At 73.5% G+C, this 17644-nt stretch carries 13 protein-coding genes and 1 pseudogene; 8 read left to right on the top strand and 6 right to left on the bottom strand.

The annotated features are described in order from the left end of the window. Positions 1-439 (top strand): annotated as a pseudogene (locus tag O2V61_RS16160) (hypothetical protein); the annotation flags it as partial. A gap of 360 nt (positions 440-799) precedes the next feature. Then, on the top strand, positions 800-2191 hold the full coding sequence (locus O2V61_RS16155; protein ID WP_269184289.1) for a cytochrome P450: 1392 nt from the start codon (positions 800-802) through the stop codon (positions 2189-2191). 49 nt (positions 2192-2240) lie between these two features. Here the strand turns inward: O2V61_RS16155 and O2V61_RS16150 are convergent, their stop codons facing one another. From O2V61_RS16150 to O2V61_RS16140, 3 genes are all read right to left on the bottom strand, one after another. Beyond that, a complete protein-coding gene (locus O2V61_RS16150; protein ID WP_269184288.1) occupies positions 2241-2456 on the bottom strand; it encodes a hypothetical protein in 216 nt (71 codons plus the stop codon). A gap of 225 nt (positions 2457-2681) precedes the next feature. Continuing rightward, the gene (locus tag O2V61_RS16145) at positions 2682-2948 is read right to left on the bottom strand and encodes a hypothetical protein (RefSeq protein ID WP_269184287.1); all 267 of its coding nucleotides are present in this window, start codon (positions 2946-2948) and stop codon (positions 2682-2684) included. Between the two features lie 691 nt (positions 2949-3639). After that, positions 3640-6471 (bottom strand): glycoside hydrolase family 3 N-terminal domain-containing protein, encoded by a 2832-nt coding sequence (locus O2V61_RS16140; protein WP_269184286.1) that lies wholly within the window; start codon positions 6469-6471, stop codon positions 3640-3642. Between the two features lie 286 nt (positions 6472-6757). On the opposite strand from O2V61_RS16140, the gene O2V61_RS16135 reads away from it, so the two are divergent. Next, on the top strand, positions 6758-7435 hold the full coding sequence (locus O2V61_RS16135) for a TetR/AcrR family transcriptional regulator (protein ID WP_269184285.1): 678 nt from the start codon (positions 6758-6760) through the stop codon (positions 7433-7435). A 334-nt stretch (positions 7436-7769) separates the two neighbouring features. Here O2V61_RS16135 and O2V61_RS16130 read toward each other — a convergent pair whose 3' ends face one another. After that, positions 7770-8219 (bottom strand): MarR family winged helix-turn-helix transcriptional regulator, encoded by a 450-nt coding sequence (locus O2V61_RS16130; RefSeq protein WP_269184284.1) that lies wholly within the window; start codon positions 8217-8219, stop codon positions 7770-7772. Between the two features lie 185 nt (positions 8220-8404). Next, a complete protein-coding gene (locus O2V61_RS16125; RefSeq protein WP_269184283.1) occupies positions 8405-10051 on the bottom strand; it encodes an FAD-binding protein in 1647 nt (548 codons plus the stop codon). A gap of 52 nt (positions 10052-10103) precedes the next feature. Between O2V61_RS16125 and O2V61_RS16120 the strand changes: the two genes are divergently transcribed. Continuing rightward, on the top strand, positions 10104-10658 hold the full coding sequence (locus tag O2V61_RS16120; protein WP_269184282.1) for a TetR/AcrR family transcriptional regulator: 555 nt from the start codon (positions 10104-10106) through the stop codon (positions 10656-10658). 64 nt (positions 10659-10722) lie between these two features. Here the strand turns inward: O2V61_RS16120 and O2V61_RS16115 are convergent, their stop codons facing one another. After that, positions 10723-12360 carry a methyl-accepting chemotaxis protein gene (locus O2V61_RS16115; protein WP_269184281.1) on the bottom strand — a complete coding sequence of 546 codons (1638 nt, stop codon included), beginning with the start codon at positions 12358-12360 and terminating at the stop codon, positions 10723-10725. 246 nt (positions 12361-12606) lie between these two features. Between O2V61_RS16115 and O2V61_RS16110 the strand changes: the two genes are divergently transcribed. The 4 genes from O2V61_RS16110 (at position 12607) to O2V61_RS16095 (ending at position 17518) form a co-directional block, all read left to right on the top strand. Then, the gene (locus tag O2V61_RS16110; protein WP_269184280.1) at positions 12607-14811 is read left to right on the top strand and encodes an MMPL family transporter; all 2205 of its coding nucleotides are present in this window, start codon (positions 12607-12609) and stop codon (positions 14809-14811) included. Positions 14812-15092: 281 nt separating this feature from the next. Then, positions 15093-16238, top strand: a complete 1146-nt coding sequence (locus O2V61_RS16105) for a sensor histidine kinase (protein WP_269184279.1) — start codon at positions 15093-15095, stop codon at positions 16236-16238. Beyond that, positions 16235-16897 (top strand): response regulator transcription factor, encoded by a 663-nt coding sequence (locus tag O2V61_RS16100; protein WP_269184278.1) that lies wholly within the window; start codon positions 16235-16237, stop codon positions 16895-16897. The genes O2V61_RS16105 and O2V61_RS16100 overlap by 4 nt, the downstream gene beginning before the upstream one ends. Before the next feature lie 126 nt (positions 16898-17023). Then, positions 17024-17518, top strand: a complete 495-nt coding sequence (locus O2V61_RS16095) for a GtrA family protein (RefSeq protein ID WP_269184277.1) — start codon at positions 17024-17026, stop codon at positions 17516-17518. Positions 17519-17644 lie beyond the last annotated feature (126 nt).

Here is a 17644-nt window from a genome sequence, read left to right as displayed (position 1 = left end):
GGCTCCCGCCCCGGCTCCGGCTCCGGCCGCGGTGGCTCCGGCCGCGGTGGCGACCGTTGCCTCGTCGTCCGCGGTCGCCCAGATCACCAACAGCGCCGGTCCGGTGCAGCCGCGCGCGCAGGCCGCCGCGGACGCCGTCGTGACGAACGTGCCGGGCGCCGCCGGCATCACCATCGGTGGGACGCGGGCCAGCGCCACCGACCCCAACGGCCACCCCTCCGGGCTCGCCCTGGACTACATGGTCATGTCCGACGCCGCACTCGGGGACGCGATCGTCGCCTACCACATCGCCCACTGGGACGAGCTCGGCGTGGACTACATCATCTGGCAGCAGCGGATCCTCAGCTCGCCGAACGGCTCCTGGAAGCCCATGGCGGACCGCGGCAGCGTGACGGCGAACCACTTCGACCACCCGCACGTGAACTACCAGGCGGGCTGACCCACCCGGGTCCGGCCACCCGGGCCCAGACCGTGCCCCCCTGCCCGCACCACGGGCAGGGGGGCACGTCCCGTCTCCCCGCCGGCACGTCCCGTCGGCAGCGCCGCGCCGGAGGCCCGCCGACCGCCGCCGAGCCCCGACGTGGGAGGGTCGGCGGCAACCAGCTGTTGCGGGACGGCGCGCCCCGGCGCGGGCACCGTCGAGGTCGACCGCCTGCGGCCCGCGCGCCGGACGAGGTCCTCGGACCCGGTGCGCGGGACCTGCAGGTCGGTCAGCACTCGGCGCGCCCGGGGTGTCGCTCGCCGGTGGGCCCGATACGGCTCAGCGCCGCGCCGGTGCCCCGACGACGACGAGGGATCGATGTCCACGACCGACTTCTCACCACGCAGGCCCGGGCGCCCCCGCCTGCGTCGGCCCGTCGCGCCCGCCGACCGCCCGGCGACGCGCCGGGCGAGCCGGCGACCGCTGCGCCGGCGCAGCGCCCGGGCCCTCGCCCAGGCCTGGCTGGGACGCCTCGTGGAGCGGCGGATCCGCCGGAAGGGCATCGACCTCACCGAGCTGACCTTCTTCCCGGAGATCGCCCGGCTGCCCCTGCTGCGGAACGGCGTGGACCCGGTGCCGGAGCTCGCCGAGCAGCGCGCCCGGTGTCCGGTGGCGCGGTTGGACCTGCCGATGGGGCTCGCCGTGCACCTGGTGACCGGCTACGCGCAGGCCCGCGCCGTCCTCACCGACCGGAACTCCTACAGCAACGACATCCGGCACCTGTTCCGCGACGCCGGACCGGGCTCGACCGCCGACGTCGGCGGCCTCGGCTTCACCGACCCGCCGGTGCACACCCGGCTGCGCAAGCTCGTGGCCCCGGAGTTCACCCGGCGCCGGCTGGACCGGCTGGAGCCCACGGTCCAGGCGATCGTCGACCGCCGGCTGGACGAGCTCGCGGCTGCGGGATCACCGGCGGACCTGGCCGAGCACGTCTCCTGGCGGGTCCCGATGGACGTCATCTGTGGGCTGCTCGGGCTGGACGACGCCGACCACGAGGCCTTCGTCCGGCTCGGCACCCAGCGGTTCGACGCCACCGGCGGTGCCGCGGCGGCGCTCGGCGCGGTGTCCGAGCAGAAGCGGATCCTCCTCGACGTGGTGGCCCGGCAACGGCTCACCCCGGGAGACGGCCTGATCGGGCGCATCCTGCAGGCCGAGGGCGACGGGATCTCCGACGACGACCTCGCCGGCCTGGTCGACGGGATCGTCACCGGCGGGTACGAGACCACGGCCAGCTCCATCTCCCTGGGCACCATGGTGCTGCTGCGGGACCCCGCGCACGCCGCCCTCGTCCGGGACGGTTCACCGGCCGACGTCGACGGCGTGGTGGAGGAGCTGCTGCGCCACCTCTCGGTGGTCCAGGTGGCCTTCCCGCGGTTCGCCAAGCAGGACCTGGAGCTGTCCGGCTGCCCGATCCGGCAGGGCGACCTCGTCGCCGTCTCGCTCAGCGGGGCCGACCGCGACCCGGGCTGGGCGGGTCCGGAGCCCGACCGGTTCCAGCCGGGGCGGTCCACCGACGGAGGTCACCTGGCGTTCGGTCACGGGATGCACCGCTGCGTCGGCGCCGAGCTCGCCCGGATGGAGCTGCGGATCGTGCTCCCCGCGCTGTTCCGCCGGTTCCCCGACCTCGCCGTCGCCGTCCCGGAGGACCAGCTCCCCTGGCGCGGGCTGTCCTTCGTGTACGGCGTCGAGCAGCTGCCGGTCACCTTCTGACCGCCTCCCGCCGACCCGCGCTGGTCCTCGCCCGGGCCGGGCGGTCAGGTCAGCGCCGCTGCTGCCGGCGAGCGACGAAGACCAGGCCGGCGAGCACGGCGGCGATGGGCAACCAGGGCGGCAGCCCGAACGGGCCCAGCAGCAGCCCCGCCACGAACAGCAGCAGCTGGAAGCCCACGAAGAAGCCCACCAGCACGACAGCGAAGAAGACCACAGGCCGCTCGATCTGCAGACGGCGCAGGTACTCCATCCCACTTCCCCTCATCGGTGTACGTCCCGCAGGGGACACCAGGCACTTCGGCAGGCCGGGCCGGAAGTCCAGCCGACCCCGCCGGCCCCGCCGGCCCAACGGCCCGGCAGGGGGCTCCCCTCCCGGGACGGCCGCGGCACCATGCTCCGTCCGGCTGACCGGATCTGAAGCTACGACCCCGGGATCCCCCAGCCGTCGGCGGGGTCCCGACCGTCAGCGGCACGGCCGGCGGCTCCCCGCTCAGGCCGTGGCGGCCGTCGGGGTCGGGCGGCTGCGCCGTCCGACCGGGACCAGGACGTCGCCGCGTCGGAGCGGCAGCTGTGGCTGGAGCACGTCGCGGTACACCGCCTCGTAGCCGGTGACCATCGTCGCGGCGTCGAAGCACCCCTCGACGTGCGCCCGGCACGCTGCCGGGGACAGCTCCCGGGCGGCGGTGATCGCCGCGGGCAGCTCGGCCGGGTCGTCGCAGAGCATGCCGGTGACCCCGTGGACGACGACCTCGGGCACCGCGCGGATGCGCCCTCCGCAGGCCGGGGCCCGAGGGCGATGCTCCTGTGGATCGTCAGACCGAGGTCCAACCGTCCTCGGGCCGACAGTCAGCCGGGACGCGAGGCGTGCGGTGGGTGGCGCAGTCCCGACGGCGTCGCCGGGCCGGTCGATCGCGCTCGACCAGCACCGTGACCATGACGTCGTCCTCCACCGCCATCACCGGCGACGTCGACGGCCACGTCTCCCCCGACGCCGTGGCCACACTCGGCGCCGTCCTGAACGGCTCAGGGCCGGCTGATGGTGGTCACGAGGGTGGTCACACCACCTCGACCTACGGAGGAGGCCGCTCCCGGTCTCCCGGAAACGGCCTCTGCCCTGCGACTTCTCCTGTCGGGCTGACAAGATCTGAACCTGCGCCCTTGACGCCCAGCTGCCTGCGCGAGATTCGCCCCCGTCCACCCTGATCCGGTTGTCGCTGGTCAGCGCCTCACCACGTCCATCGACGTCCGCGTTCGTCCGGCGACGTTCGGACCGCGTTGCTGTACCGGTTGTTGTGTGGCTCTTCCAGCCCTGGGCGCAGGTCTCGCGCCCCACTGCCCCGCTGGGCGTCCTGGTGCCGCAGGTGCCGGCCGGGGCCAGGACGTTCCACCTCGGGGGCGGCGTACGGCGGGGATGCGCTGCACATCCCCGCCGTCGACCGCACGTCGGCTCAGTCCTCGGCCAACGCCTGCATCACGGCTGCGACCCCGTTGCTCAGCCGCTCCTTCGCCTCTGCGCTGACGACGAGCTGCCGGGCGGGGCTGTCGAGCCGGCCGATGAACCGCTCGAGCTGCCGGACGGCCTGGTCGGTGCGTCCCTGTTCCGCATGGCGGGCGGCGGCATCGAGCGCCGCTGTCATCTGCTCGGTCAGCGGCCCGGCCACCTGCTCCTGCTCGACGTACCGGTGGAAGGCCTGGCGGAGGTCCGCCAGGTCGACCACATCACGGCGCAGCTCGGTGGAGGTGGAGAACGGCAGTGCTGCCGGGTCCAGTGCCCGGGTGGTGTTCTCCGCCGACCCGAGGACCTCCGAGAACGCGGGTGTGGTCATGACGAAGGTCAGGACCCGTCGGGTGTTGGCCTCGAGCGCGGCTCGTGTTCGCTCGTGGTCCTCGGTCAGGGCGCGGGAGAAGTCGGCGAGCCCCTGCTGGTCGTAACCGGGGACCGGGATGTTGAGCATCAGGTCGGTCCCGGCCGCGGAGGCGCTCACGGCGTTCATGTACGGCGAGATCCAGATGTCGGAGACCACGAACCCGTCGAAGCCCCACTCGCCGCGGGCGACGCCCTGGAGCAGCTCGGGGGTCGCACCGACCCACGTCTCACCGAGCCGGTTGAACGACGCCATGATCCCCAGCGAGCCCGCCTTCACCCCGTACTCGAACGGCTTCAGGTAGATCTCGCGCAGCGCACGCTCGGAGACGTAGGTCTCCACACCCTGCCGGTTCTGCTCCTGCTCGTTGCCCACGAAGTGCTTGACGACCGTAGTGACACCCTGCTGGCCGGCTCCGACGACGACGTCGGCCATCATCCCGGCGCCCAGCAGCGGGTCCTCCGAGTAGTACTCGAAGTTGCGGCCGCCCATCGGGTTGCGGTGGGTGTTGGCGCCGGGGGCGTACCAGGCGTCGACCCCCAGGGCGCGGGCCTCTGCGGCAGCGGCGGAGCCGTAGCGGTGGGCGAGCTCGGTGTTCCACGTCGCCGCGAGCATCGAGGCCGCCGGGAACCCGGTCCCGTTCGGCTGCCCGCTGCCAGCGGGCGCCTTCACCTGTGCGGGCCCGTCCGTCGCCGCGGTCGCGGGGATGCCGAGCCGGTCCAGACCGATGGTCTTGAACCCGCCCTGCAGGTGCATCGCCACCAGCTCGGCGTCGGTGAACTGGGCGAGGAAGGCGTCCATCCGCGTCGGGTCCGCGTGGACGTCGGTGAGCTGGACCTCCGCCGGGGTCTGCCCCGGGGCCAGTGCGATCCGGTTCCCGTCGACCAGCACCGGCATGGCGTCGGGCGCGTTGAGGAAGCCGGGCGGGTTGCCGGAGCCCTGGGCGTTGAAGCCGGACCCGCGCGGGCTGGTGTTCGGGACCGTCCGGGTGCCGGTGGCCGGCGCGGTCGGGGCGGTGCCCTCGGGGTCGCTCTGGGACAGGACCGTCAGGCCCTCTCCTGCCTCGGCGAACCGGTTCTCCAGCCGCGCGCCGGTCGCCGGGTCCTCGTCGATGACGACCGGCTCGCTCAGCCGGAAGCTCCCGGCGACGTCGACGTCCTGCACCGAGGCGCCGGAGTGGACCGTGTACTCGCCAGCGTCGAGCAGGTAGGCACCCCGCTCCTCGCTCCAGGAGCTCAGACCGTAGGTGTCGACGGTCGTGGTGACGAGCTGTGACTGGCCGGGCGCGAGCAGATCGGTCTTGGCGAAGGCGCGCAGCTCCTTCGCCGGCTTCTCCAGCTCGCCGGCGGGAGCCTCGACGTAGACCTGGACGACCTCCTTGCCGGGCACGTCGCCGGTGTTGGTGACCCGGGTCGTCACGGACAGCCCGTCGGGACCGTGCTCGACGTCGAGCACGTCACGCTCGAAGCTGGTGTAGGACAAGCCGTGCCCGAAGGGGAACTGCACCGGCACGTCGAAGGTCTCGAAGTAGCGGTAGCCGACGTAGATGCCCTCCTCGTACTGGACGTAGTACTTGTCCAGTCCTGGCTCGCTCCCGGGCTTGACGAAGTCGCCGAAGTTGACCGTCGAGGGGTGGTCCTCGGTCCGGTGGGCGATCGTGTGCGGCAGCTTGCCCGACGGGTTGACGTCACCGGAGAGCACGTCGGCGACGGACAGCATCCCGGCCTGGCCCGGGGTCCACACCACCGCGGCGGCCTTGATGGACTCGTGCTCGTCGAGGAAGCCCATCTCCAGTGCGACACCGGTGTTGAACAGCACGACGACCTCGTCGAACGTCGACGCGACGGCGTCGATCATCTCCCGCTCGTCCGGGTAGAGCTCGAGGTCACCCAGGCCCGGGTCGTGGACCTCGCTGCCGTTGCGACCGATCACGACGACGGCCGTCCCGGAGAAGTCGCCCGCCTGCGCCAGGACGTCGCTGGGGAGGTCCATCTCAGCCCGGGCGACGGAGTTGATCCCGAACTCGTCGAACGTGCCGCCGGTGTCGCTGACGGGCCGGTAGTCCTGCTCCTTGCCCGGCACGCCGCCGTCGAGGCCCTCGTTCCACCACGTCTCGTAGCGCTGCGCGAGCGACTCGTTGACCTGGAACCCCTCGCCGCGCAGGGCGTCGAGGAACCCCACGCCGCCGGCGTCGATGACCGACCCGGAACCGCCGCCGCCGAGGAACGGTGCGACCTGGGTGGAGCCGAAGACCGACAACTGGGCCCCCCGGCTGAACGGCAGTGCGGCGTCGTTCTCCAGCAGGACGATGCCCTCGTCGGAGACCGCCTTCGCCACCGCGACGCCCTCGTCGTCGGGGGCGGCTCCCGCAGGAGTGACTGCCAGGCCCAGGGCGAGCCCCGTGGCGGTCAACACAGCGGCAGACCTCCGTGTCCGGCGGTGGGACGTCCGTGTCATGAGCGTTCTCTTCCTCGGGGTGGGACGGCGACTGGGTCGTCGACGGGCGTCCATGTGGTGCCGGCGCCGAACGAGCCAGAGCTAACCACGTGGTCAGTACTAGCAGTAACGCGGGTCACATGCCGGCCTCGGGCTGTCGGCGTCGTACCCTCGGCGGTCGGTCCGGCTGGGGAGCGAGGCCCTGCCACTACCCTGCTGTTCGCCGACCGGGTCCGGTGGGCCTACTGCGAAGCGAGGAGTCACCGTGGCGCGGCAGCGGGGTCCCAACGTGCGGACCCCCGAGCGGCGACAAGCCATCCTGCGCGCGGCTCGCGACAGCTTCGTCGAGCACGGCGTCGACGCAGCGTCCCTCCGCGACATCGCCGCTCGCGCCGGGATGACCCACGCCGGACTGCTCCACCACTACCGGAGCAAGGACGAACTGGTCGTGGCGCTGCTGCAACAGCGCGATGCCGAAGAGGTCGAGCGCGACCGGGCCCGACGACCGGCCCCGGGCGAGGAGGACGCGCTGGCACCGCTGCTGGCCGAACTGCTCACCGAGCGCCAAGCCGCACCCGAGCTCGTCCGGTTGTGGCTGGAGATGACCGCTGCCGCTGCACGGCCCGACCATCCGGCCCACGACTACTTCGCCGAGCGCTATGCCGGGGCCCGCAGCGCCATGGCCGCGCACCTGCGGTCCCGCCTCGTCGCCGGCGCGGTGCCCGACGACATCGACTCCGAGCGCCTCGCAGCGCTCCTGGCCGCCGTGCTCGACGGCCTGCAACTGCAGTGGCTGCACGACCGCGACCTGCCGGTCGTCGACATCCTCGGCCACTTCCTCGAACTGGTCGCCGCCCCTCTCGCGCCGGCGACGGCAGCAGCAGCGGACCTCGGCCGCACCGACACGTCAGCCGGCACGAGACCACGGACGACCCCGCTCTGAGGTCAGCCCTGCTTCTCCGAAGCTGAGACCACCCTCCGGCACATGCCGGGCCCTGCGATCTCCTGGACGACGACTGCGCCCGTGGGCGGCAACGCCAGCCACCTGATCCGAGTCTCGGCGGGTCCCGGTGCATCAGCGACCGACGCTCGCACCCCGGGCAAAGAGCCGCGCTGCAGCACCTGCCACCTCCAGCGGGCTCACGATGGGCCTGAACGCGGTCATCGGCTGGACCGCGCTCGCCGTGGCCCGTCGCCCGCCCGGAACGATCCCGGACGGTGCAGCCGCCTGTTGACCGAGCAGCACCACGGGCCGGTGGCAACCGTCGTGCCCGAGCTCAGCGTTCGGAGAAGTCCGCCTCGTGTAAGGGTCCGACCTGGTTCAGCCGCTCCAGCAGCGCGGCCAGCGCGGCCACCTCCTCGGCGTCCCAGTCGATCAGGTCGGCATCCCAGCGCGATCGCCGGGCTGCTCGCAGCCCGCTCACCCGGCGATGACCCTCCGCCGACGTGGAGAGGCGCTGCGCCCGACCGTCGTCCTGGTCCGGCGCCCGCTCGACGAGCCCCAGGTCCACCAACGACGCGACCTGCCGGCTGACCGTGCTCTTGTCCATGCCGAGCCGGGCGACCAGATCGCCGGCGCGCAGTGGTCCGGCGTCGTCCAGCAACAGCATCAGGGCGTGGACGGCGCCGTCCAGGCCACCGTGGAGCTGACCGCCCAACCGGCCCTGCACCGTGCGCGACCGGCGGACGAGGAGGGCGAGCTCCCGCTCCAGTGACGCGAAGGCCACCACGTCCTCGGGGCTGCGGGGACGACCGGGCGTGGTGTCCCCGCGCGTCCGGTCGGCTGGCCCCGGCGGCACGACGGGGGGGGCCGCCTCCCGCGCCGCCCCGGACAGCTCTTGCGTCCATGCGACCTCCCGTCGTGCAGCGGGGCCGGCGCACGGACGTGCGCCGGCACGGCGGTCCGACCGGATCAGCGGCCCTGGCGGGCCATGTGCCGGGCGGCCCGCACGCCGAACACCGCAGCCGGACCGATGGTCGAGCCGGGCCCGGGGTAGGTGCGGCCCATCACGGACGCGGAGTTGTTGCCCGCCGAGTACAGGCCCTCGATGACCGAGCCGTCCTCACGCAGAGCCCGGCCATCACCGTCGGTGACCACCCCGCCCTTGGTGCCCAGGTCGCCGATCACGACCCGGAACGCGGTGAACGGCGGCTTCTCCAGCGGGCCGAGGCACGGGTTGGGCCGGACGGTGGGGTCGCCGTAGTACCGGTCGTAGGCGGAGTCGCCTCGACCGAAGTCGCCGTCCTTGCCGGCGCGGGCGAAGCCGTTGAAGCGCTGGAGGGTGGCGCGCAACCGAGCCGGCTGCACACCCAGCCCGCGGGCGAGCGCGTCGACGCTGTCCGCCTTGACCATGATCCCGGCCTTGCGCATCGCCTTGTTCGCCCGCGGGTCCAGGGCGAACGTCCGCAGGTACCGGCGGGCGTGCCGGGTGTCGGCCACGAGCCAGTACGGGCCGTCCTTGTCATGGGCGAGCATGTGGTGCCCGAGGTCGACGTAGGACTCGGACTCGTTGGCGAACCGGTCCCCGTGCGCGTCGAGCAGGAGCGAGTACGGCATCGAGCGCTCGCCCACGATGAAGGCGGGGGCAGTCCCGGGGAGCGGCGCGATCGACCCGCCCCACCACGCCTCGTCCATCAGCTCGACGGCCGCGCCGGCACGCTGGGCGACCGCGATGGGGCCACCGACGTTGCCCGGGTTCCCGGACGGCGCCCCGTCGATGCCGTGGTGCTTCTGCCGCCAGTCCACGTTGTGCTCGAAGCCGCCACCGGCCAGCATCACGCCCCGCCGGGCGCGGACGGTCACCTGTCGGCCATCGCGGCGGACCCGGACGCCCACCACGCGGTCGTCCTCGACGACCAGGTCCTCCAGCGGCGAGTTGAGGCGCAGCGGCACCCCCTGGTCCACCACCACGGCCTTGCAGAACGAGGTGGCCAGGCCGACGCCGATGCCGGCCAGCCGCTGGCCGCGCAGCACCCCGCCGAGCGCCCGGAGGACGAACTGCGCCCCACGGACGAACCCACCCGGCGTCGACCAGGCCCGACCGAGCAGCCACACGTCGTCGGTCTTCGCCGGCAGGGGCACCGCGTTGCGCAGGGTGCGCCACCACTCTCCGATGACCTTGGAGTCCAGCGGCTCGACCTCCATCGAGCGCCCGACCTTGCCGCCCGGGCGCTCCGGGTAGTAGTCGGGGTAGTCGGTGGCGCGGGCGAAGCGCATGCCGTGCCGCTCGGCCGTCGTCACGAAGTCCGGCACCCCGTCCACGAAGGCCTCCTGCCGCGCCCGGGAGGCGGCCACGCCCTCCTCGCCGACCGTCGCCGCGAGGTAGGTCAGCGCCTCCTCCCGGGAGTCCCCCACGCCGTCACGTCGCATGAGCGGGTTGTTCGGCAGCCACATGCCGCCCCCGGACATCGCGGTGCTGCCACCCCACTTGTCGGTGCTCTCCAGCAGCACCACGCTGAGCCCCTCGTCGACCGCCCCGAGCGCGGTGGCGAACGCAGCAGCGCCGCTGCCCACCACCACGACGTCGAAGACCTCGTCCTGCGTCACTCCATCGGTCATGCGGTCACTCCCTCCCACCGGACAATGTTGTCCGGATGCTTAGGGTGTGAGCATGGTCATACGTTCCGGCGCCGTCAACCGTGGCCCCGCAGCGGCCGTCGACAACCGCCGGGCGATCCTCGTGGCGGCACGCCGGGTGATGGCCGAACGCGGCTACCGGGTCCCGCTCAGCACGATCGTGCGCGAGGCCGGGGTGAGCCAGGGCGTCCTGTACCGCCACTTCCCCACCCGGCTGCACCTGGCCCTCGCCGTCTTCGAGGACAACTTCACCGAGCTGGCGGCCGTGGCAGCCGGTCCCGGGCCCGACGCCTTCGCCCGGCTGTGGGCCCGGTTGGTGGAGCTCACGGTGGAGTCGTCCGCGTTCGTGGAGATGGCGCTGGACGCCCGGGAGGACCTGCCGGGGTACCGCGGGCAGGCTCGGCTCCTGGAGCTGGTCGAGGCCACCCTGCCGCAGGCGCAGGAGTCGGGCTCCGTGAACGCCGGGCTGACCCCGGACGACGTCCTGCTGGCGTGGCGGATGGTCTTCGGCGTGGTGGTCACGACCGTCGATCCCAGCGAGGTCGCGCCCGCCGTCGAGCGTGTGCGCGCCCTGCTGCCCCTCCCCTGACACCCGTGCCCCCAGCACCCCGGGGATCTGCGGGGGTGCTGGGGGCGACGGGGTGAACCGCCCGTCAGATGGTGAAGCGGCGGACGGCGTCCTGCAGCTCGTCGCTCATCCGGGCCAGGTCCGCCGCCGAACGCTGGGCCTCCGCGACGCCCTCGTTGGTCTGCTGCGTACCCGCGGCCAGGCCGGTGATCGCGGTGGCGATGCTCCGCGAGCTGCCCGCGGCCTCGGCGACGTTGCGGTTCATCTCGTTGGTGGTCGCGGTCTGCTCCTCCACCGCCGCCGCGATCGTGGCCTGGTAGTCGTTGATCTCGCCGATCACCGAGCTGATCTCCCCGATCGCGGAGACCGCCCCGGCGGTGTCGGCCTGGATCGCCTCCACGCGGCGGGAGATGTCCTCGGTCGCCCGAGCCGTCTCCTGCGCCAGCTCCTTCACCTCACTGGCCACCACCGCGAAGCCCTTGCCCGCCTCACCCGCACGCGCCGCCTCGATCGTGGCGTTCAGCGCCAGCAGGTTCGTCTGCTCCGCGATCCCGTTGATCAACTTCACCACCGTCGCGATCTCCTGCGAGGAGTCACCCAGCTTCCCCACCGTGCGGGTGGTGTTCTCCGCGACGTTCACCGCCTGGCCCGCCACCCGACTGGCCTCACTGGCGTTCTGCGAGATCTCCCGGATCGCCGCCTCCATCTGCTGCGACCCGGTCGCCACGGTGTCCACGCTGGAGGCCACCTCACCGGCTGAGGCCACGACCACCTCTGCCTGGTCCGTGGCCGTGCGCGCACTGGCGGCCATGCCGGCCGCACCGACGGTGAGCGCCTGCGAGGCGTCGGCCAGTCGGCCGGCGGAACCGCTGACCAGGGCCAGGACGCCGGTCAGCGAGTCGAGGGTGGCGTCCAGCGACCGGGCGACGTCCCCCAGCTCCGCACCGCCGGTCTCCCCCGCCCGGACGCTCAGGTCTCCGCCGGCGACCTGCTCCAGCACCTCGCGGATCCGCCGCACGGGGGTCATGACCGACCGCAGGATCAGCACCGCGAGCACCACGGACACGAGCAGCCCGAGGGCGATGATCGCCAGCGTGATGGCGCGCGCCGACGTGTACGCGTCCTCGGCCTCCTCCGCGGTCGCCGCCGCCGATGCGCTCGCCGCGGCGGTGGCCTCCTCGATGGAGGACGAGATGACCTGCTGCAGGTCCGACAACTGACCCACGAGCGCCAACTTGGCCGCGTTGTCCTGGACCGCGATGAGCTGAGCCCGCGTGTCCAGGTACTCCCCGGTCGCCGACTCGAACGTCTCGAACGGCGCGCTGACCTCCGGGGGGAGAGCCGCATCGCGCAGGTCGGCGCTCCCCTCCTGCAGACGTGCGGTCACGTCCGCGACGTTCGCGGTGGCCTCGTCCACCATGCTCTGCGGGATGCGGGGGATGCTGAGCGTGTTGATGTTGCTCTGCAGCTGCCACCACTGCGCCTGCAGGGTGCGGAGAGCGTCGAGCGGGACGGCGCCCTCGTCGTAGACCTCGTGCGCCTTGTCGTTCAGCACGGCCATCCGCTGGATGCCGACACCTCCGACGGTCAGCGTGGTCACCGCCACGAGCAGGATGGCCGTCAGCAGCCGCCCGCGGAGACCGACACGTCGCACGAGAGACCGGTGCCCGTCTCCTCCTGCCGGGACGTCGAGCTCCGGTCCGTTCTCCGTGCTGGTGTCCATGCCTGCTCCCAGGGTCGACGGCCCGCCCGTGCGAGCTGTTCACCTGGTCATCGGCACGTCGTGGTCGGTCTCACGTCCAGCGCCGGGACAACTGATGGCAACTGCCGCGACGGTGCGGGACGGCGGCGCCGGCGCGGGTCGCTGCTGCGATCGCAGTAGCCGTGATCGGTCCCGGTGGACGACGTCCGGACGGGCCGAGCGGCCGAGGCTGAGCGCCGTTGCCCGACCGAACCCGGAGGACCCGCTGTGTCTGCTCTTGCTCGATGGTGTGCGCGAGGACGGTTCGTCGTCCTCGCCCTCTGGTTGGCCGCGCTCGTCGGTCTCGGCGGGGCGGTCGGGGGGATCGGGTCCACGTTCACCGACTCCACCGACCTGCCCGACAGCGAGTCCAGCACCGCCTACGACCTGCTAGCCCAGGCCGGGGCGGCCACCGACGAGGGCGCCAGCAGCACCGGCGACCTGGTCTGGCAGACCGACGGCGTCCCGGTCACCGATCCCCCCGTGGTCGCCCAGGTCTCCGACGTGCTGGCCCAGATCGCCGCACTCCCCGGGGTCGAGTCGGTGGTCAGCCCGTACGACGCCGCCGGCGCCGCGCAGGTCTCCGCCGCCGGCGACGTCGCCTATGCGTCCCTGGCGCTGACCGAGGACGCCGACACCGAGCAGATCACCGCACTCGCCGACTCCCTCGACAGCGAGACCCTCATGGCCGTGACCGGTGGGTCGGCATTCGACCCCGGGTTCAGCACCGGCGGCGGGGTGACGGAGGTCATCGGGGTGCTCTGCGCGCTGGTGATCCTGCTGCTGGTGTTCCGGTCGCTGTGGGCCGCCGTGCTGCCGATCATCACCGGCGTCGCCGGGGTCGGCGTCGCCGCGCTGGCGATCCTGCTCGGCTCCAACGTGATCGCCCTGCCCAGCTACTCGATGGCCATGGGCTCGCTCGTCGGCCTCGGCGTGGGCATCGACTACGCGCTGTTCATCGTCAACCGGCACCGCAAGGCGCTGCTCTCCGGGTTGCCGCTGCGGGACTCCATCGCCCAGGCCGTGAACACCTCCGGCCGGGCCGTCGTCTTCGCCGGGGCCACGGTCGTGGTGGCGCTCCTGGGCATGACCGTGCTGGACATCGGCATCCTCACCGGCATGGCGTTGGGGGCAGCGGTCACCGTGCTGCTGACGGTGGTGTCCGCCCTGACCCTGCTCCCCGCGCTGCTCGCCGTGCTGGGCAACCGCGTGCTGGGCCGCGGCCAGCGCCGCGCCCTGGCCGCCGGTGGGCCGGTCACCGAGCCCGGCGGGGGGCTGTGGAGCCGCTGGGCCACCGCCGTCCAGCGGCGCCCCGGCGTGCTGGGCATCGTCGCGGCCGCCCTGGTCGTGCTGCTCGCCGCGCCGGCGCTCAGCATGCGGCTGGGCTCCGCCGACGCCAGCAGCGACCCGACGGACTCGGTGACCCAGCAGTACCACCAGGTGATGACCGAGGGCTTCGGTCCCGGGTTCGACGCTCAGCTGCTGCTGGTCGGCCAGACCCCCGACGACGCCTCGCGCGCCGCCTTCACCGCCCTGGCCGGGGAGCTCTCCGCCGTCGAGGACGTGGCCGCGGTGAGCGCGGCGCCGCCGGCCGCCGGGCAGGAGATCGGCGTGATCACCGTGACCCCAGCGTCCACCGCGCAGGCGGAGGCGACCGCCGACCTGGTCACCGCGCTTCGCGAGGACGTGGTCCCGGCCGCCGAGGTCGGCACCGACCTGCAGGTCCACGTCGGCGGCAGCACCGCCAGCGGCATCGACTTCGCCCAGGCGCTGACCTCGAAGCTGCCGGTCTACCTGGCGATCATCGCCGTCCTGGGCTTCGTGCTGCTGGCGCTGGCCTTCCGCAGCGTGCTCGTTCCGTTGATCGGCGCCGTCACCAACCTGCTGTCCATCGCCGCGGGCCTGGGCATCGTCACCGCGGTCTTCCAGTTCGGCTGGGGCTCCGCCCTGTTCGGGGTGGGCTCGGCGGCACCGGTGGAGCCGTTCGTGTCGGTGATGGTGGTCGGCATCGTGTTCGGGCTGTCGATGGACTACCAGGTCTTCCTGGTCAGCCGGATGCACGAGGAGTGGGCGCGCACCCGCGACCACCGCCGCGCCGTCCGGGTGGGCATGGCGGAGACGGGCCGGGTGATCGCGACCGCGGCAGCCATCATGGCCTGCGTGTTCGCCTCCTTCGGGTTCACCGGCGAACGGATCATCGCCGAGCTGGGCGTGGGCATGGGGGCTGCCGTCCTGGTCGACGCCTTCCTCGTCCGGCTGGTGCTGGTGCCCGCGGTCATGCACCGCATCGGCGCACGGACCTGGTGGTACCCGCGCTGGGCCGAGCGGATCACCCCCCGGGTGTCCGTCGAAGGCGAGCCGGCCGCACCGACCGAGGACACGCCGGCCGGGGGCCCGGTGGCCCCGGAGCTCGAGACCACCGGTCGGCGCTGACCACGCGCCGTCTCCCGATCGCCGGCCCGGTCGCACCCCGCGACCGGGCCGGCCCGCCGCTGACCTGCCCCTCCTGGGAGGACCGACGTGCTGCCGGAACCGCTCCTGTCCGAGGACCCCGGGGCCGAGTGGCTCCGCGGGCTGCTGACCCGGTCCCGCGTGGGCGGCGCGCCCCTCCCCGCAGGAGACGGAGGAGGTGCGCTGCCGCCTGTCGGCGGAGGCAGCGACCCGACCGGTGCGAGGATCGACCGGTGACCGGGTCGTCCTCGCGTGCGAGGGACATGCCGCGGCCCCCCGTGTGGATGCGCCGGCCCCGGCTGCTCGAGGTGAGCACCCCGATCGTCATCGGGGCGACCATCGCGGCCGGCCTCGCCACCGTGCCGTTCGACGACCACGGCGCCGGCGGCCTGGCGGCCCTGCTGATCAGCACCGCCGGCGTCGTCCTGGGCCACCGCTGGCCGCGGCTCGGCGTCGGCCTGCTGGCCCTCGGGCCCCTGGCCGCCCACGCTGCCGGTGCCGAGCCGCTCGTGATGTGGCAGGTCGCGGTGTTCGGGACGTTCCTGTTCACCCTGCGCGGCGTGTCCGGTCTGCTCAGCGGGCCGGTGGTCGGTGCCGCGAACCTCCTCGCCGTCGGCCTCGCTGCAGGCACGTTCGGCTCCACCGAGCCGCTCGCCTGGATCGCCGGGGGGACCGCCCTCGCCGCTGCGGCCACCGGGAGCGCGATCCGGGGGCAGCGGGAGTACTGGGGGGCGCTGCAGGAGCGGACCCACGAGGCGGTCGCCGGTCGGGACGCCGCCGTGCAGCGCAGCGTCGCGGAGGAGCGGCTGCGGATCGCCCGGGACCTGCACGACACCCTCGGCCACGAGATCGCCGTGGTGAGCATGCACCTGGGTGCGGCGGAGGTGCAGCTGCCCGCATCGGCCGCTCCTGCCCGGGAACACCTCGCGGCCGCCCGGGGCAGCGTGAAGTCACTGCTGGCCGAGACCCAGGAGATCCTGCACGTGCTGCACGCCGGCACCGACGGCGCGACGCCGAGTCCGGTCGCCAGCCACCGGGACATCCCCGATCTGGTGGAGAAGGTCCGCGCGGCGGGCCTGGAGGTGGAAGCCGTGCTCGGTGACCTGTCCCGCGAGCTGTCGCCCCAGACCAGCGCGGCCGCCTATCGGATCACCCAGGAGGCCCTGACCAACGCCCAGCGGCACGGTGGCGGACGGGTACGGCTGACCGTCGACGTCTCCGGTCCCGCGGTCACCGTGGAGTCGGTGAACGACGTCGGCCCGCAGGCCGACGTCGACCGGGCCGGGCAGGGGCTGATCGGGATGCGGGAGCGGGCCTCCGCCGCCGGCGGCCGGCTCGACGTGGCTGTGCAGAGCGGACACTTCCGGGTCCGGGCCGAGCTGCCCGTCGTCGACGGGGCCCTGCGGTGATCCGGGTGATGCTGGTCGACGACCAGGAGATGATCCGGGCCGGGCTGCGCGCCATCATCAGCGCCCATCCCGAGCTCGAGGTGGTGGCGGAGGCCGGTGACGGGCTCGCCGTGCTGCGGCAGCTGGACGAGGCGCGTCCCGACGTCGTCCTGATGGACATCCGCATGCCCGGCATCGACGGGGTGGAGGCCACCCGGCGAATCCGGCTCACCCGGCCTGCCGAGCAGCTGCGGATCCTGGTGCTGACCACCTTCGACCAGGACGCGACCGTGCTGCAGGCGCTGCGGGCCGGCGCCGACGGCTTCCTCAGCAAGGGCGCCGGCCCGACCGAGCTCACCGACGCCATCGTGTCCGTGGCCGCGGGCGGCCGGGCGCTCTCGCCCAGCGCGGTCAGTGCCGTGGTCGACCACGTCGTGCAGCAGCGGGCGGTCGACGTCGACCCGGCGCTGGCCGCCCGGTTCGCCGAGCTCACGCCGCGGGAACGGGAGGTGGTCGCCGCGATCGCCGCCGGCTTCGACGCCGCCGAGATCGCCGAGCGGTTCTTCCTCTCCCCGTTCACCGTCAAGACCCATGCCAACCGGGCGATGACCAAGGTGGGCGCCCGTGACCGGGCGCAGCTGGTCGCCTTCGCCATCCGGGCGGGCATCACCCCGCGGTAGCCGGCTGCTGCGGACGCAGTAGCCGGTGTCGGTCCCTCAGGACGACGTGCGGGCTCACCGAGCCGGGCAGGCTCAGCGCTGTCCGACCGGCGACAGGCGCCGGTCCACCCGGAGGCAGGCCCACACGTGACCGACACGAGCGACCAGCGGACGACCACGCGCGGGAACGGGTCGCCGGCCCGCCGTGCCGTGGCGCGGCTGGTGCACCGTGCCGGGCAGGACGACGGCGCAGGCCAGTTCCTCCGGTTCCTGGCCGTCGGCGGGCTGGCGAACGTCCTCTACGCCCTGGCCTTCCTGCTCACCGCGGGTGCTGGTGCGCAGGTGGCCAACCTGGTGGGGGCGCTCGTCTCCTCGGTCGTCGCCAACGAGCTGCACCGTCGACGCACCTTCCGGGCCGGTGGGCGGGTGAGCTGGCACGCCGCCCAGTGGGAAGGGGGTGGCCTGGCGCTCGCCGGGGTGGTGGCGAGCTCGGTGGCCCTGGGCTGGGTGGACACGGTCGCTCCCGGCAGCGGTGCGGTCACCCAGCTCGCCACCGTGGCCCTCGTCACCGGCGTCATCGGCCTGGGCCGCTTCGTCGCCCTGCGCTGGGCCTTCGGTGCCCGGACCCCGCGCTGTGCCTGAGCGCACCGGACCGGCCGGCCGGTCGGTTCAGCGGTAGCGCACCGGGTCGGGCAGCAGCTCGTTCATCGCCCCCGACCGGAAGCCCCGCGGGTCCAGCTCCACCCGGTCGAAACCGGTCACCACGGC

It is taken from the genome of Modestobacter sp. VKM Ac-2985 (assembly GCF_026967925.1).
Classification (GTDB): domain Bacteria; phylum Actinomycetota; class Actinomycetes; order Mycobacteriales; family Geodermatophilaceae; genus Modestobacter.
Note: the sequence above shows the minus strand (reverse complement) of the source record. Positions and strands in the feature narration are given on the sequence as shown.